General features: G+C 37.8%; 14 protein-coding genes. 11 read left to right on the forward strand and 3 right to left on the reverse strand.

The annotated features are described in order from the left end of the window. From FJR37_RS22985 to FJR37_RS26605, 5 genes are all read left to right on the forward strand, one after another. The coding region (locus FJR37_RS22985) for a COR domain-containing protein (protein ID WP_168467214.1) at positions 1 to 2079 on the forward strand (2079 nt) is incomplete at its 5' end. Positions 2080 to 2766: 687 nt separating this feature from the next. After that, positions 2767 to 3153: a helicase HerA domain-containing protein gene (locus FJR37_RS27195; protein ID WP_254434644.1), complete on the forward strand. Its 387-nt coding sequence runs from the start codon at positions 2767 to 2769 to the stop codon at positions 3151 to 3153. 2 nt (positions 3154 to 3155) lie between these two features. Then, positions 3156 to 3848: a type IV secretion system DNA-binding domain-containing protein gene (locus tag FJR37_RS27200; protein WP_254434645.1), complete on the forward strand. Its 693-nt coding sequence runs from the start codon at positions 3156 to 3158 to the stop codon at positions 3846 to 3848. After that, positions 3829 to 4950, forward strand: coding sequence for a hypothetical protein (locus FJR37_RS22995; RefSeq protein WP_174763468.1), 1122 nt, complete (start codon positions 3829 to 3831; stop codon positions 4948 to 4950). The genes FJR37_RS27200 and FJR37_RS22995 overlap by 20 nt, the downstream gene beginning before the upstream one ends. Before the next feature lie 76 nt (positions 4951 to 5026). Beyond that, a complete protein-coding gene (locus FJR37_RS26605; protein WP_217355369.1) occupies positions 5027 to 5170 on the forward strand; it encodes a hypothetical protein in 144 nt (47 codons plus the stop codon). Between the two features lie 138 nt (positions 5171 to 5308). Here FJR37_RS26605 and FJR37_RS23000 read toward each other — a convergent pair whose 3' ends face one another. Beyond that, positions 5309 to 5713, reverse strand: coding sequence for a hypothetical protein (locus tag FJR37_RS23000; protein WP_039203670.1), 405 nt, complete (start codon positions 5711 to 5713; stop codon positions 5309 to 5311). A 553-nt stretch (positions 5714 to 6266) separates the two neighbouring features. On the opposite strand from FJR37_RS23000, the gene FJR37_RS23005 reads away from it, so the two are divergent. From FJR37_RS23005 to FJR37_RS23015, 3 genes are all read left to right on the forward strand, one after another. After that, entirely contained in the window at positions 6267 to 7598 is a 1332-nt protein-coding gene (locus tag FJR37_RS23005) for an efflux RND transporter periplasmic adaptor subunit (RefSeq protein WP_168467215.1), read from the forward strand. Between the two features lie 118 nt (positions 7599 to 7716). After that, complete coding sequence (locus tag FJR37_RS23010; RefSeq protein ID WP_168467216.1) at positions 7717 to 10884, forward strand: efflux RND transporter permease subunit; 3168 nt, start codon at positions 7717 to 7719, stop codon at positions 10882 to 10884. Between the two features lie 538 nt (positions 10885 to 11422). Then, positions 11423 to 12238, forward strand: a complete 816-nt coding sequence (locus tag FJR37_RS23015; protein ID WP_039203674.1) for a DUF1838 domain-containing protein — start codon at positions 11423 to 11425, stop codon at positions 12236 to 12238. Between the two features lie 377 nt (positions 12239 to 12615). On the opposite strand, the gene FJR37_RS23020 is transcribed toward FJR37_RS23015, so the two are convergent. After that, the gene (locus FJR37_RS23020) at positions 12616 to 12984 is read right to left on the reverse strand and encodes a pentapeptide repeat-containing protein (RefSeq protein WP_039203676.1); all 369 of its coding nucleotides are present in this window, start codon (positions 12982 to 12984) and stop codon (positions 12616 to 12618) included. Positions 12985 to 14252: 1268 nt separating this feature from the next. Here FJR37_RS23020 and FJR37_RS23025 point away from each other — a divergent pair. The 3 genes from FJR37_RS23025 (at position 14253) to FJR37_RS23035 (ending at position 15938) form a co-directional block, all read left to right on the forward strand. Continuing rightward, complete coding sequence (locus tag FJR37_RS23025) at positions 14253 to 14591, forward strand: hypothetical protein (protein ID WP_027403615.1); 339 nt, start codon at positions 14253 to 14255, stop codon at positions 14589 to 14591. A 75-nt stretch (positions 14592 to 14666) separates the two neighbouring features. After that, on the forward strand, positions 14667 to 15206 hold the full coding sequence (locus tag FJR37_RS23030) for a hypothetical protein (protein WP_053537682.1): 540 nt from the start codon (positions 14667 to 14669) through the stop codon (positions 15204 to 15206). Between the two features lie 51 nt (positions 15207 to 15257). Further along, positions 15258 to 15938 (forward strand): SDR family oxidoreductase, encoded by a 681-nt coding sequence (locus tag FJR37_RS23035; RefSeq protein WP_039202685.1) that lies wholly within the window; start codon positions 15258 to 15260, stop codon positions 15936 to 15938. Positions 15939 to 15982: 44 nt separating this feature from the next. Here FJR37_RS23035 and FJR37_RS23040 read toward each other — a convergent pair whose 3' ends face one another. Next, positions 15983 to 17821 carry a bifunctional serine/threonine-protein kinase/formylglycine-generating enzyme family protein gene (locus FJR37_RS23040; protein WP_168467217.1) on the reverse strand — a complete coding sequence of 613 codons (1839 nt, stop codon included), beginning with the start codon at positions 17819 to 17821 and terminating at the stop codon, positions 15983 to 15985. Between the last annotated feature and the right edge of the window lie 130 nt (positions 17822 to 17951).

The raw sequence follows: 17951 nt of genomic DNA on the forward strand, positions 1-17951 counted from the left end.
CCAGAAGCGATAGAAAGTTTACCAAAATTGAAAGAACTAGATTTACGGGAAAATCCGCTTCCTATTTCACCAGAAATTTTAGGATCTTCTGATGAAGTTGGTTCAGTTAAAGACATTTTCAATTACTTGCGATTATTTCATAGCGGTGAAGTACAACCACTTAACCAAGCCAAACTCTTGCTCATTGGACAAGGTAGCGTCGGCAAAACATCCCTCATCGAGCGACTAATCCGCAATAAATATGACAAAAATCAACCTCAAACCGACGGACTGAATGTAGAAACTTGGAATGTATGGGTAAATAGCAAAGACATCCGCCTGAATGTTTGGGATTTTGGTGGACAAGAAATTTATCACGCCACCCATCAGTTTTTTCTGACTAAGCGTAGTCTCTATCTCCTAGTTTGTAATTGTCGCACCAGCGAAGAAGAAAACCGCATCGAATATTGGCTGAAACTAATTGAAAGCTTTGGCGGCCAGTCCCCTGTGATTATCGTTGGCAACAAAAAAGACGAACAACCTCTAGACATCAACCGCAAGGCATTACGGGAAAAATATCCCAATATCCAAGCTATTATCGAGACTTCCTGCCAAGACAATATTGGTATTGATGAACTTCGCACCGCCATTTTTCAGCAAATTGCCAACCTAAAAGAAGTCTATGACCTTCTACCCCTTTCATGGTTTGAAGTTAAACAACAACTTGAATCCATGAATGAAGACTTTATCACCTACAGAGACTATATTGGCATCTGCTACAAAAACGAGATTCCCGAAGGAAAAGACCAAGATCAACTCATTGACCTGCTGCATCGTCTCGGCTTAGTTCTCAACTTCCGTGATCATCCCATCCTCAAAGATACCAACGTCCTCAAACCTAACTGGGTGACAGAAGGCATTTACGCTCTATTGAGTGATGAAAACTTGAAAACTAAAGCCCAAGGCATTTTCACCCCCGCCGATCTCACCCGCATCCTCAATCCAGCGCGATATCCAACTGATCGTCATGTATATCTGATCGATCTAATGAAGGAATTTGAACTTTGTTTTGCACTAGAATGTAAACCAGAAAAATACTTGATTGCGGGACTTCTACCCAAAGACCAACCAAACAAAACAGAACTAGAAGGGGAAACCCTAGAATTTCAATACCATTACAAAGTTCTCCCCGAAAGCATTATTTCCCGTTTCATCGTCAATACCCACGAAAAAATCCATAACCAAGTCTATTGGCGCAGTGGTGTAATGTTGCAATATGAAGAATACAAAGAAATCTACAACATTGCTCGCATCAAATCCGACCCCGAAGACAAAAAAATCTTTATCACCATTAGCGGCCGTAAAAAAACAAGGCGTTCATTTCTTGGTATTCTCCGCGAGTTCTTCCAAAAAATCCACAAAAGTCTCCCCAACCTCGAAATCACAGAATGGGTTCCCGTCCTTGGTTACCCCAAATATCCACCCCTTGACTATCAAGAACTTCTGGGACTTGAGAAAATGAAAGTTGTTGAATATCCAATTGGTAAACTCAACATAAACATTAATATCCCTCAACTTTTAGATGGTTATGAATTACGAGAATCACGTCGGAAATCACAAAAAGGAGATTATGATTTAGATGATAGGACTGCTTATGAAGATATGCTAGATATTACTAAACTAGCTGTTAGCAGAGAAATTAATATTCATAATAAAGCGGAGGCAAGTACAATGACAGAATCTTATCAATCTAAATATGATCAAAGAAATGCAAATAATCAATTTGTAGATACAGCCCAATCCGGTAGTAATGTTACATTTAATCAAACTAACTACACGCCTGAACAGAAGCAGAGTTTAGCAGAAGCAGCAGCAGAAATTCAAAACCTTCTCAAACAGTTAGACGAAACAAATCCTACTGCCACTGAATCAGAACAAATTGCTCACCTCAAAGATAACACTACTCCTAACTTTAGAAAACGTGCTTTAAGTGCATTACAGGGAGGAACTGAAGCCGCAATTGATGAGTTTCTTCTTGAGAACAAATTTCTAAAAGTCGGTAAAGCTGTTATCAAAGGTTACTTACAACCAGACAAGTAATAAGACAGAATTAATTACACAATGTCATTGCCTTAGCGAAGCGTGGCGTTAGCTATATGGAATGAAGTAAAATGAAGCAATTCCAAGGGTTGTGATTGCTTCGCTTCGCTCGCAATGACTGTAAATATTTTTTTTACCCATAAAATTCACATTCCTTAGTATCAACAACGCCAGAGAATAAATTCTCTGTCTCATAGCTGAAGTCGGTTGAAACCGACTAAAATTCCGGTTGTTAGTTATACGTCGCAAGCTGACAATATAATCCACATTCAGCAGGTGTTTTTTGAATTTTCGGAATTATCTATAACCCAATGATAATAAGGCTTTCAGACAATTACACACAATTCTATATTAGGGCGATGCCTTCGGTTCGGTGTAGCGATAGCGAAGCGCTCCGTAGGAATCGCAGCTTTAGGTAGAGCTAGAATCAAGATTATTGAGAATAATGTTAATAAATTAGTATATTTATTCATGCTGAATGTGGGCTGTAAATATTTTTGTCCAATTACTTATATGATTGCAAATATCTAATCATGTTTAGTTTCTACTCACCCGTATTGATTCAGGAGTATTCAGGTCGTAAAATGAATGTTTAACGTCAAAAAAGCTATAGGATAGATATAATATAAAATTTCTATACCATTAAAACTTTTAAATCTAAACACACAAGCTTTAAAACCAATTAACATGAAGCCATTACCACAAGCCACACTTAAACCACAAGGTAAGCCAATTGAGAAAGAAAAATCGCACTCTGGAATATTCTTAGGGGATAAATGCTATTGGAATCCTGCTAGTTTACCAAATGGTCACGTTGCCATTATTGGAACGTCTGGGAGTGGTAAAACTCAAACATTAAAAGCGATCGCCTATGAATTACCTAAATTATTTCCCAGTATAAAGAATATTATTATTGATTATCACGGAGATCAGCAGTTACCTAATGAAGTTTGTTATCCCTTGGATATGGAATCACCTTATGGGATTAATCCATTAACAATTGATTTAGATACTAAAGGTGGTGGACCAGCACTGCAAGGAATAGCAGTAGCGCAATATTGCGTAAAGCCTTGACAATGGGAGCAAATCAGGAAGGATTAATTATAGAAATATTAAGTCATTGCTATAAACAAAAAGGAATTACTCAAGAAAGCGTAAGCACCTGGACTAATAAACCACCAACTTTTCAAGACTTACAAAATGAGATTACAGCAAGAATAGAGAATGGATGTAGAGAATCCTCTAAATTAGCCTTAAAATTAGCAGCAATGTTTGAATATGGAATATTTAATAAACCACAACCTAATTTAAAATTACCATTAATTAGATTTGATTTGTCAGCACTTGGTAAAGTTCCTGGTTTAAGTGCGATCGCAACTGAGGCAATTATCAAACAATTAATGGACTCTCATAGGATTGCTGGTGAAATTGAAGATAAAATTCCCAGAACGTTTATTATTATTGATGAAGCCAAAGAAGTTAAAAATAGTAAAACTTTAAATATCATTTTGGCAGATGGGAGAAAGTATGGTTTATGCTGTATCTTGGCTTCTCAACGCGACTCTGAACTTAGTAAAGAAGTTATCGCCAATACTTCTACAAAAATCGTGCTGATGGTGGATCAGACGGAAGTTAAAGCCGTTTCTAATCGGTTCAGGTTTTCACCCAATATAGTGGGACAATTGCAACCATTAGAGGCATTGGTTAGAATGGGGACAGAAGGCATTAAAACTAACATAAAACCATTTTATGAAAGGTATCAAGAATAATCAATCATTAAGCAATATTGTTATTTGGGGGGCGATCGCACTATCAATAATTCTAGTGGGAAAACTCAAGCCACAGGATAACCCGGCTATTGCGGAAACCGCACCCAAAGTAGAAACTGTGACAGAACAGGAAGAATTACCAGATAATTCACTACAGAAAGACCGTCCCTTGAGAATGAGCATTTCTGTAGATAACCCATCATTTTTGAAAGTGCGGTTAAATGATGAGATTAAAATCGGGGATGTTATTTCTGACAACTCCATAGAAAGACAACGATTAGACCGTCAGAAAAAATCAATTAAATTGCAGATAGAGAATTTAAACTCTAAAACTCTGATAGTCCCTACACCACCACCACCTACCCCACTACTAAGAAATTTACCACCCTCCACATTTAGTGAAGAATTAGCAGCCATATCACAATCCCAACTCAAGCTAAAACAGTCTAAAGTCATCCTAGCTAATCGTTCCAAACTGCTAACAACTGACAACCCAGAACGTCGTGCCGAATTTGAAAAAGCTGGTGCTAGTTTGGCGATCGCCTCCCAAAAGATTCAAGAACAGGAGCAGATGATTGTCGCCATGCAGGATATGAAAATGCAATCAGAGATATTGCAGCATGAACAATCTAAATTAAAAAAACTCCAGTCAGAATTAGAACAAGCTCGTTCAGAAGTTGACAGAGAACAAGCTAAATTAAATAATTCGGCTATTGTTCAAAGTCAAGAATTAGAACAACTACAAACTAACGTCAATTTAGCTGAATCAAATTTACAGGTAGCTACATCCAAACTAGAAGCTGCTAAAGTTAATTGCCAAATTCAGGAGTATCAGGCATCAGTTGAGGAAAGTAAGCGATCGCAGTTTGCAACCCAATCCAGGCAGGATTACGAGCGCTCACGATTGCAATATGAAGAGGCTACTAGAAACAAGGATTATCAGTTAGCACAATTGGGAATTTCATTGAGTGCTATTGAGGATAAATTAGCTGATATTCCGATTGTGAGAAGTTCACGGAACGGGTATATTAAAAAAGTTAAACCTTGGGTGGGTAAAGATGGTAAATATCAAACTACTATTACTATTGTTTCTAGAAAATAAAAATTATATGAATCAACAAAATAAGTTGTTTGTTGTCAGTTGAACCAATAACAACTGACCATGTTCGATTAAGTAATTGGACAAGAATATTTACAGTCATTGCGAGCGAAGAGAAGCGATCACAACCTATTTATTTATAGTCATTGCGAAGGAAGGGGAGCGATCGCAACCTATTTATAGTCATTGCGAAGGAAGGGGAGCGATCGCAACCTATTTATAGTCATTATCTCGACTTACTTCGACTTCGCTCAGTACAAGTCGCTCGATAACCACCTGATTCTGACAATTTTCCTAACTAATTACCAGTTGCAGAAAAATCATATTTCCCACAACTGGCATAACTTACCAATCCCTAACCTTATCTATGACTATCAAGTAAACTATGACGGGAAAAAATACCCTTCAATTTCAAATTAGTGAAGACATTTATAGAATTTACTAACTCTCGTTGTTCAGAACTTAAATTTAATGCTTCCAAAGCTTGATCAATATTATTACCATTATGTAATTTGTGGGCAAGCAAATCACGTTGAGATAAATCTAAAATTGCCGCAATTTCTTTATTTCGACGCTGACGAATCCCTTGTAGGGCTTGATTTTCTTGGGGAGTAAAATCATATTCCGATAATTTGATATTATCGCTAATTTCTCCAGAGTTGGTGAAGAAGTGATGCGCCCAAGCACAAGGAACTTCCCAGGAGAAAAAGGTAATGGCAAAAATAAGAGCCAAAGTCAATAACCGTTGTGTTAATTTATTAATCATGTTGATTTTGAGGTTAATAACAGCTTAAGTTAAATTCTAACTAGTAGTTCGTCAAATTTATTTTGACGGGTAATGATCGGAAAAAACTTCTGTTCTTCCCTCCCCTACCCTCCCTGCCTCTCTTCTCCCTCTGCTTGCCTTCACCCGTCATTTTCGGGTTGACAGACTACTAGGGAAAGAGTAGCCTAGACAATTTTCCTATTTCCGGGTGCGATCTGCCAAAGAGAAACAAGCATTAATCAGCACTTATTTAATAGAACAAATTTACTAGTCATTAAATGGCATAAATCCTGAGTTCAAGACAGTGAAAAGGAAATCAGGCTGTTTCTATATTTGAGGTGAGCTAAAGTAGATAATGTTTTCTCTATGACTCAATTCAGAAATTGATCATCAGGATAATTATTTTGCTAATAGATTGTAAAAAAATGTAAAGCCTGTATATTTAAATTTAGATGATACATATTTTTGTCTGTTCATTATAAATTAGAAGTTTCAAAATTCATATCATACACATAGAGTTTTAACTATTCATTCCGTCAACTTGTTATCAGCCATGACACTACCTGAGCCTCAAACCGATATTAAAGACATTTCCCCGTCACCTCCTAAATCAAATCGGTGGCTGCGCTTACTATTAGCTGCATTGTTATTAATTGGGGGTGTCAGCGGGATAGCATGGAAATTGCTACATCCTGAAAAACCAAATCCAGCAGCGGCTAATGCTCCACCTCCGGGGGTTAAGGTTAAACTATCTCCAGTGCAAACAGGTACAGTCGAAGATAGTACGGAATATATAGCCAGCTTAGAATCTCGACGTTCAGTCAATCTCCAACCGCGAATTCAAGGACAAGTTTCCCAAATATTCGTGAAATCAGGAGATTCAGTTGCCTCCGGGACTGCGATTCTGCAAATAGATTCTCGACAACAACAAGCCGCAGTTAGTAGTTTATCCGCTGCTGGTCAAGGCTCGCAAGCGCAACTAGAAAATGTTCGCGCTACTCTGAAATCTTTGCAAGCAGAACGCCTAGCAAATATTGCTAATATGCGCTTAAGTCAACAAGATTATAAGCGCTATTCTGAATTAGCTGCACAAGGGGCTGTATCTCGTCAGACTCAAGATTTATATGCTAACAAACTAGCGACGGCAAAAGCCCAACTAGGGGCGATAGATTCCCGTATTCAAGCTCAAATAGCTACCATATCCCAGGTAGAAAAATCCTTACAACAATCTGATGCCAATATTAAACAACAACAAGTTCAACTTCAGTATTATAAAATAACTGCTCCTTTTGCGGGAACTGTGGGTGATGTTCCCGTTAAAGTAGGGGATTTTGTGAATACTTCCACACCATTAGCAACTATTACCCAAAACCGACCTTTAGACGTTAAAATTCCGGTTCCATTGGAAAAAGGTACACAATTACGTCCAGGATTGCCAGTGGAATTAATTAACGCCCAAGGTAAAATTATTGGCAATAGTAGTATATTCTTTATTTCTCCCAATATTACTAATAACTCTCAATCAATATTAGTTAAAGCACTTTATAACAATGATAATGGGCAACTACGAGCAGATCAATTAATTCGGGCTAAAGTGATTTGGAATCAACGTTCTGGAGTGCTAATTCCCACAACAGCAATATCTCGAATCGCTGGAGAAACCTTTGTATTTGTAGCCGAAACTGGAAAATCTCCTCAAGATGGTTCTCAATTAATAGCTAAACAAAAACAGGTGAAGTTAGGCAATATTAAAGGGAATGATTATCAAGTAATTGAGGGATTACAACGGGATGAAAAATTGATAATTTCAGGAATACAAAACCTCAGAGATGGACTGCCAATAATTCCTGAAAATGAAGAAACAGGGAATAGTGAAAAGAAGTAATCACCAATTACCAATAGGACTCACGCAAAATATCTCTCAAACCCTCATCTCTCTGTGTCCTCTGTGCCTCTGTGGTTCGTTATTCCGTAAATCTTAATCAATCACCAATTACCAATTTATGTTTGTTAACTTCTTTATTAAGCGACCTGTATTTACCAGCGTCTGCGCTATTATCATCTTACTTGTTGGTGCAATCAGTATTCCCACATTGCCTACAGCCCAGTATCCAGAGATTAGTCCTACGCAGATTATCGTTAATTCTAATTATGTTGGTGCTAGTGCGGAAATTGTTGAAAGTACCGTCACAACGATTTTAGAACGGCAAATTAACGGTGTCGAAGGCATTAAATACATGACTTCGAGCAGTAGTAATGATGGTAGTAGTACGATTACTGTCACATTTGATGCTTCACGGGATAAGGATATTGCCGCCGTTGATGTGCAAAACCGCGTCACCTCGGCTGAACCCCAGTTACCAGAAGCGGTGAAGCAAACAGGAGTGACTGTGAGTAAACAGTCTAACAATATTTTGTTAGCGATCGGTTTATTTAGTGATAATAAAGCCTTAAATAATGTCTTTTTAAGTAATTATGCAGATTTATATTTAGTAGATGCCCTGAAGCGAATTAAAGGTGTCAGTGAGGCGCGGATTTTTGGTGAACGTCGCTATGCAATGCGCCTATGGCTTGACCCGAATAAATTGGCTAGTCGGAATCTAACTACTGATGATGTGATTAATGCCCTGAAGGAACAAAATTTACAGGTAGGTGCGGGACAAATTGGACAACAGCCAGCCGTTGATGGTCAGATGTATCAAATTGACTTGAGGGCAGTTAGTAGGCTGACGGAAGTTGAGGAATTTGACAATGTGGTAATTAAAACTGCTGGTGACGGTAGTTTGATTAAGTTGAAAGATGTGGGAAGGGCGGAATTGGGAGCGCAAAACTATAGCTCATTTCTGCGGTTTAAGGGGAATGAGGGTGTGGGACTGGGGATATTTCCGGCACCGGGAAGTAATGTTTTGGACGTGGCTAATTTAATCAAAAAGGAAATGGCGCGATTGTCGCAAAGCTTTCCGCCGGGGATGAAATATCAAGTGGCATTTGACACCACGACTATTGTAGAAGAATCTTTGGCAGAAGTGATAAAAACTCTTTTAGAAGCGATCGCTCTGGTAATTCTCGTCATCTTTATTTTCCTACAGGATTGGCGGACTACGTTAATTCCTGTGATCACTATTCCCCTATCCTTAGTTGGGACTTTTGCCTTCGTCAAAGCCTTTGGTTTTTCCATCAACACCTTAACTATGTTCGGTTTAACTCTAGCAACGGGAATGGTAGTTGATGACGCGATTATTGTCGTAGAAAATATTTCTCGCTTAATTCAAGAAAAAGGAATGTCACCCCGACAAGCGGCTTCAGTCTCCATGCAAGAGCTATTTGGGGCTGTAATTGCGACTTCTTTAGTATTGATGGCGGTGTTTGTCCCTGTCGCCTTTTTCCCAGGTGCAACTGGACAAATTTACAAACAATTTGCCCTAACGATTGCCTTTTCTATCGCCATTTCCACATTTTTAGCTCTTACCCTCACCCCTTCTCTTTCTGCCTTATTGTTGCGGCAAAGACCCGCACCTAGAGGGATTTTTGGTTGGGTATTCGGTCGAATCAACTGGTTTTTAGAAGCCATGGGTTGGGGATATGAGCGCTCTTTAAGATTTTTGACGAGAATAAAAGCGATTATTCTCCTGTTATTTATCGGTTCATTAGGTTTCACCGCTTGGCTGTACATGACCGTACCCACCGCATTTCTCCCCGACGAAGACCAAGGTTATTTCATTACCATTATCCAAGGTCCAGAAGGTTCTTCACTCAAATACACCAGTAAAGTCATGAGTGAGGTAGAAGCAACAATCCTCAAATTACCAGAAGTTACAGGTACTTTTGCGATCGGTGGTTTTGGTTTTAGTGGTAGCACCGCTAACAGTGGCGTAATTTTTACAACTCTCAAATCCTGGGACGAACGAAAACAACCAAATCAATCAGTCCAAGCGATTATTGGTAATTTAAGAAAAAGGTTTTCAGGAATTACCGAAGCTAGAGTTTTCCCGGTTAACCCCCCCGCAATTCGCGGTTTAGGTAGTTTTAGTGGTTTCCAATTTCAGTTACAAGATATAGCCGGAACTAACAGCTTAAATTCTATGCTGCAAACTGTTGGTCAGTTTATGATGCAGGGAAATCAAACCCCCGGACTACAAGCCGTATTTAGCACCTTTACCGCCAATACACCGCAAATATTAATTGAAGTTGACCGCAACAAAGCGAAATCTCTGCAAGTTTCCATTGACGATATTTTTAAAACCCTGCAAACTTATTTGGGTTCACGATATGTCAATGATTTTAATTTTCTTTCCCGCACATATCGGGTATACATCCAAGCAGATGCTCAGTTTCGTTCCAATCCTGATGATATTGGTTTATTAAATGTGCGTTCTGCAACTAATCAGATGATTCCTCTGAGTAGTTTGGTCAAATTAACTCCCACAACGGGAGCGCAAACTATTAATCATTACAACTTATTTCGTTCCATTGAAATTAACGGTTCTCCTGCTCCTGGTACTAGTTCTGGACAAGCAACTTTAGCTATGGAACAACTAGCTAAAAAGATATTACCCACAAGCATGGGATATGAATGGTCAGGTATTGCGGCTCAGGAAAAAGAATCCGGTGGACAAGCACCGATCATTTTTGGTTTGGGATTACTTTTCGTCTTTTTAGTCTTAGCTGCTCAATATGAAAATTATGTTGACCCTTTGATTATTATGTTGTCAGTTCCCTTAGCTATTATGGGAGCTTTAGCATCACAATCATTACGAGGTTTAAATAATGATGTATTTTGCCAAGTTGGGTTAGTCATGTTAATAGGTTTAGCAAGTAAAAACGCAATTTTAATTGTCGAATTTGCTAACCAATTACGAGAACAGCAAGGTTTATCAATTACCAAAGCCGCAGTAGAAGCAGCACAAGGTCGTTTACGTCCAATTCTCATGACTGCTTTTTCGACTTTGTTAGGAATTTTTCCCCTAGCAACTGCTACAGGTGCAGGTGCAGCAAGTCGTCAATCTTTAGGTACTGCGGTATTTGGCGGAATGTTTGTGGCGACTTTTTTAAGTTTATTTATTGTGCCAATTCTTTATATTATCATTGGTACAATTCGCCAACGTTTGCAACCTGTTCATCATTCTCCCTATTTAGAAATGCAAGAAGAAGATCATGTTTCATTAAGATAGTATTTCTAGTACAAAACGGCGTAAATAAACCAACCATTCTAAATCCTCCAAAAGCCTATACTGTTTTCATTTTGACTTTTGACTTTTGACTTTTGACTTCCGCCTTGCGGTACTAGTACCACCTTGAAGTCTAAATCTTGTAGGTTTGTTTAAGAGGGTGTTTGAAAAGTTATGGTTGATGTATCAAATATTTTTTACCCCTCCCTAACCCTCCCCTTGTAAAGGGGAGGGAACTGGATTTTTATTGTTAAATAATTGGACAAAAATATTTACAGTCATTGCGAGCGAAGGGAAGCAATCACAACCCTGGCGATTGCTTGATTTCACTTCGTTCCATATGGCTAACGCCACGCTGCGCTAACGCAATGACATTGTGTAATTAATTCTGTCTCACTACTTACCCCCCTTTACAAGGGGAAAGGGGGGTTTGGAGAGGGGTAAAATTATTTTCGTCGAACTCACGTTAAATAAAGTAAACACAACATTAGTCAAAAGAGAACATTGAATACAATTGTTTTAGTATTGAAGGAGATATATAATGATAGATAAAACTCAATTAGTAGATGTTCAACAATGGATTAAAACCCGTGCTTCTCTAGATGCCAAGGAGTCGAATTTTTTGAGTTGGACAGGAAATATTTATAGTTTTATTCCTGGAGAGAAACGACAATTATTATTTAAAATTGTGGGAATGAGTGTGAGTCGGTGTATAACCACAGGTGAAGGTAGTTGGGATTTTACTTCTAGAGAATTAACCTATTACCTCAATCCAGAAACCAAAGAGATTTTACATAAATGGGAGAATCCTTGGACACAGGAAACAGTCACTGTTATGCACGTTGCTAATAGTCCTGTTCAGGGTCAATTTAAAGGTCAACTACCTGTGCAATTAGACGGAGAAAAAACTAATTTTGTATTTGACATCTTTCCTAATTATCCCAATCCTTTAGCTGAAAATCCCGAATTTGCTGATTATTGTCCAGGAGGAATTTATCAAGCAGCAGAATTATTTAAAATCTCTGTTCCCACAGCAGATTTAGAAAATTCACAATTAAATTCGGTTACACAATTAAGCATATCCTGGGATAGAATCGGTCAATGGTTGCCCTGGATGAAAATGGGTGAACATCCTGGTTATTTAATTTATAGTGCTACAGGTAACAAAGTTAGTGGATTAACAGAATTACATCCAATTTTACAACAGGAGATTAACACTCGCGTTCCTTTATATAAAGCAGCACCAAAAAGTTATATTGAGGGAGAAGATATGACCTCTTGGCTTTATTTTCAAAAGCATTTTTCTGCATATTTAGCTGGAGAAATATTCCCCATACCAGCACCAGAAGAAGTTTAATTGACAATTAAGTAGGTTGGCGTTGAAAATTGTCGTTATGGCACTAGTACCGCAAGGCGGAAGTCAAAAGTCAAAAGTCAAAAGTCAAAATGAAGACAGTATAGGCTTTTGGAGGATTTAGAATGGTTGGTTTATTTACGCCGTTTTGTACTAGGCTTGAGGCAATACTTCGACTTCGCTCAGTAACCAGAGGCAAGAGGCAAGAGTGAAGAGGGTTTAGGCGATTTTACGTTTCTTTACACAGTTTGGTTTTATTGTGTTCACCTACTTACAGCAGTCTTCATGTATTTAGACCAAACTCTTGATTCCTCTTTGCGCCTCTGCGTCTGGAGCGTGAGACAAAAAAATGTGGTTCATTTACCCGAAAATCGCTGTAATTACAGCTTTTGCATATTGTGACTCAGAGGATCAAAATTTTTCGGAAATTTGGTGCTTTCATCATAATATGCACGATTTAAATTCGCGCCATACAACTTAGTATAATGCAGCCTAGCCCCTCGAAGATTTGCTTCAGTAAGATTAACACCGGATAAATTTGCTCTTGTTAAATTCGCCTTGGCTAAATTTGCTCTACTCAAATCTGCTCCCCAAAGTTTAGCTTTAGCTAAGTTAGCTTCACTTAAATCCGCTCCCCATAAATTAATCCCTGGTAAATAAGCATTAATTAGTTTAGCTTTGATTAGTTTTGCAGAAACAAAATATGTTTCGCCCGCAAGATAACGCCGTTTTAGTTCTTCAGCTTCCATATTTAACCTACTTGAGCCACAAAACCTCTATCCTAAGAATACTGCTTAAATTATTTGTTGGTGTTTTCTTTGCACAAAGATTTCTGCTTATACAAAATATAAATAGTATTATCAAGCACTAGTAAATTAATACTATTTATGGAAGTGCAGCTATTTGACACATAAAAAACGCCTGAGTTTTTAACCCAAGCGTTCCCCGTATAACTTTCTACCAATTCACTACTATTGTAACATTTAAAACCTGCGACTCAAATAACAGAAAGTATAAGCAGCGCGAGGAAAATTGTAACAAATATAAAATGAAGTGGTATCACTCCTTGCATTCACTAAGAATATCTCTTTTAAAATCAAATGGCTAGTGTAGAGAGTGACACTTTCTTAACTGACACTAGTTAAAAATGAAGCATAGTAAATAGGAGTTAATCAAACACGGATAAATAGTAAATATCGCAGCATTTCTGTATAAAGATGTCAGAGTTACTGTAATTATACTAAACACGGTTCAGACATGGACTTTTACAAAATTACGAAAAACCTCAAGTCGTCTCGTTCCCATACTCTGTATGGGAATGAATTCTAGAAGGCTCTGCCTTCAATGATATTAGAGGCAGAGCCTCATCAACTGCATTCCTAGTCAGAGACTAGGAACGAGATATGGCAGGGATTTGAGCTTAGTTCCCTAACTCAACGGAAAATATGGCTAACGCCACGCTTCGCTATCAGGAATCAAACCGGATTCCTATATTAGGGTGATGTAAGGAACGCAAATTTAATAACCTGCAATTCTGATGTAACCTGGAATGGTGCGTTACGCTGTCGCTAACACACCCTACTTTTGCACCTTATTTAATTCACATTCCTAAGTAGGTTGGCGTTGAAAATTGTCGTTATAGCAAGGCAAGAGTAAAGAAGTTTTCAGCGATTTTACGTTTCTTTACACAGTTTGGTTTTATTGTGTTCACCTACTTAAATATGGGGGCAAGATTAAGGATAAGTAGTGAGACAGAATTAATTACACAATGTCATTGCGTAAGCGTTGCGTGGCGTTAGCCATATGGAACGAAGTGAAATGAAGCAATTCCAAGGGTTGTGATTGCTTCCCTTCGCTCGCAATGACTGTAAATATTTTTGTCCAATTACTTATTCCTGACGAAACAACAAGATAGAAATATTGATTTTCTTTGGATTTTTTGAGCTAAAATGGGAATACTGGGATCATCTCTGGCAGTAATTTTTCTAAATTATACATCTACACAACTCCAGCGAAAATGTCTCAAGATCCTCAACAATCACCTCAAATCCAAGAAGTAATTGGACTAAAAGCACAACACTTTGCTGATTTAATCAGAACTGCACAATTAGTTTTTGATCCGACTGCGGGAGTTACCGGCAGGAATGTCAAAATTGATTGGGAAGATTTTGGTATGCCTCGGAATATAGAGGATAATCTCAGAATTATTGGTGAAGAGTTTCAATATGCTTCTCCCCATGTTCCTGTTGATGTAATCTGGGGTAAATTAACCACAGAAACTCGAATTTGGTTTCTAGAAAAGAAAGATCAATTGTGGCAATTTGAAGAATTTTTACCTGCACTTGATGAAGATTAACTATTGCCAAAAATACTTTTTTCTAGTAGGATATATACATTTTGTATCCTACTTACTTACTAGAAAATAAAGTTGATGAAAATTATAAATTTCCAGTTTTTATTAGTTTTGATTTCTTTGATATTGCCGATAATAACTCCGGTTTGCCATAAGTCTAACATGGCTTTGGCAGGAAGTATAATAAATTATGATCAACCAATTATTAATCAGCAAATAGTTGTTAATAAGAGTGAATTTGGCGTAAAGATAGTCAACCCAGAAGGGAAAGTTAATTTTTTTCCAACAACTACAGTTCCATTAAAAGAAGGTGATGCTTATGGTTGGAGAATTACACTTAACAACTATCAAGGTAACATCAAAGGTAAGGTTAAATGGCGGGAAGTTTTAACTTTACCACAAGCACCCGAAACTTGGACAACAGAAAATAATAAAAATTTCTCCATATCAAAAGATGGAAAAACAGCAACTTCCACACGCACAGTAACACCTGTGAATGGTGTAATTGAAAATTTTTGGACTATTGCTGCTGGAGATCCTTTGGGTAAACATCAAATAGAAGTCTATATTGATGAACATTTAATTGGTACTTTTGCCTTTGAAATAGTTCCGTTCTAAAATGACAGTTTTGTGTTAAATGTAAGTATAGCATCTTTTTATAGACTAATTATGTTAATCTCATCTTCCATTTTTCTAGCTGGTGCTAGTCGCGGTGTTGGGCAAGAAATCGCTAAATATTTGATAGCACAACAAATTCAAGTTAAAGCCCTGTTGAGAACAGAAGCCGCTGCTGTGGCAGCAAAAGCAATGGGTGTTTATCCAATTCTAGGAGATGCGTTAAATGTAACTGATATTGAACAGGCAATTTTAGGAAATGAACCTATTCAAGCCGTTATCAGTACATTAGGTGGTTTACCTACAGATAATATCAAACCTGATTATATCGGTAATAAAAACCTCATTGATGCCGCAGTCAAAGCAGGAGTTAAAAAGTTTATTCTCGTAACTTCCATTGGTAGTGGTGATAGTGTGGTGGCTTTACCTCCCCAAGCTTTAGAAGCACTCAAACCAGTTTTAATTGAAAAAGAAAAAGCAGAACAATATTTAATTTCCAGCGGACTTAACTATACAATTATCCGTCCTGGTGGTTTAAAATCAGAACCAGCAACCAACAACGGAATTATCACCGAAAATCCTCAGATTGTGGGTACTATTCATCGTGCAGATGTTGCCCAATTAGTTTGTCGCTGTTTAAATTCTGATCATACTAATAATAAAATTTTCTCAGCCATAGATCGGAATATGATATATCCAGGATTACCGGAATTTGTGGAATTTAATTTAGATTAGTTGTTGTTAACTTTGAGGACTAAAGTCCTCACTACTAATTCGATTTAAACAGAAAATACTACCCGAAATCCACACATTCTTAAACCACCGTCTGCTTCATTCCAACTTCTACTAGCACTGCGACAAAGTTCTGCACTAAAATTCCATGCACCACCTCTTAAAACGCGACGATGTTTATCACCTCCATCTTCCCAGACACTACCATTTGTAGGTGCGCCATGATAGTTATTATGCCAAGGATCTGCACACCATTCCCAGACTAACCCGTGCATATCATATAAACCAAAAGCATTCGCAACTTCAAAATAACCGACATTAGTTGTTTCTTTCCGAAATCTACTTTTTGGTTCTATAGAATAGGTATCGCTACCGCTACAGTTAATTAAATCAGAAGTAATTGTTTCTCCAAAATGAAAAGATGTGGTAGTTCCTGCCCGACAAGCATATTCCCATTCGGCTTCACTAGGTAAACGATGTTCTCTCCCCGTTTTAATTGCTAATCTGGCACAAAATTCTACAGCTTCATACCAAGAGACATTTTCGACAGGCAAATTTGCACCTTTAAATTTTGATGGATTAGGGTGTAATTCTTGTTTAACTGGAGGTAAAGCTGCTATGGTTCTCCACTGTAATTGGGTAATAGGATATTTCCCTATAAAAAAGGGTGGAACTATAACTTGATGTTGGGGACGTTCATCATCATCACCTTCACGACTCAAAGAACCCATAATAAAAGTTCCATGGGGAATTGATACCATTTCTAAGGTTGTATTTCTGCCTAATTCTTCTTTAAAATATTTAGTATTCCGTCTATCACGGTTAACTTCTCTGCCAGAAGTGTCTACGGTAATGACATAAAAATCAAAGTTGTACAAGGGAGGTAAGGGAACAGTAACTTTTTGGGGAAGTGGTGGTGCTAATGGTGGTTTAGGAAAGGAAGAAAATTTGATAGCTACGGGAGATTTGGGAAAGTTCAAATCATCTAAAACATCTAGTGCTGATTGATATCTATCACTAGCAAAATGTTGGAGTAATTTATCTAGGATTTGCTTTAGTTCATCACTAATAGTAATGTCTTTAATGCGTAAGCGTTCTTCCCATAACCATTTAGCATTCATGGCATCATAAAGATGATCTTGAAGTTGTCCATAATCATTTTGTAATGGTAAATCTTGAGTTAATAGGCGTACACAGGTGACACCCAAGGCATATAAATCACTTGCTTGACAAGCAAACCCAGCCATTTGTTCTGTTGGGGCATAACCAAGGGTATAAATAGCTGTCGCTTGTCTAGCTATACTGGTTTGAGTAACTTGTTTTGCACCTCCAAAATCAATTAATACGGGTTTTCTATCACTATCCCGACGCACAATGTTTTCTGGCTTGATATCGCGGTGAATCACATGATGTTTGTGAACAAAATCCAAAACTGGTAATAAGTCAGCTAAAAGTTGCCGAACTTCGGTTTCATCATAAGCTTGATTTTGTAGTTCTTCGAGAAGAGTTTTCCCAATAATAAATTCCTGGACTAAATACAAACTAGAACCTTGTTCAAAGTAAGCCAAAAGTCGGGGAATTTGGGAATGGTTTTCGCCCAAATCGTACAGTCTAAAAGCTTCTTCTTTGAAAAATTCTGCTGCTTTAGCACGTTGTCCAGTTCCTTGAACTTGGGGGAAAAATTGCTTAATTACGCAAGGTGCATTCAGTCTATCTACATCTTCAGCAGCGTAGGTTCTGCTAAATCCACCTTCACCTAATAACCTCAAAACCCGGTAACGGTTTCGCAGCATTTCCCCAAAGTTACTTTCTTGACAACTTAGACAAGATTTAGAGGTTTTCGGGTTGAAGGGGTTGGAACAATTGGGATTTTGGCAAATTTGCATGAATGTTGAGAAAATAGGATCTTGTCAAAATTCAGCCCCAATATTATTAAGTTGTCTAAACTATGATTTATTTGATTTCAATGATTATTGTGATTAAAATTATAGGTAATCATAAAAAATCATCTTGATT

This window comes from Aphanizomenon sp. UHCC 0183, assembly GCF_009712065.1.
Lineage (GTDB): Bacteria > Cyanobacteriota > Cyanobacteriia > Cyanobacteriales > Nostocaceae > Dolichospermum > Dolichospermum heterosporum.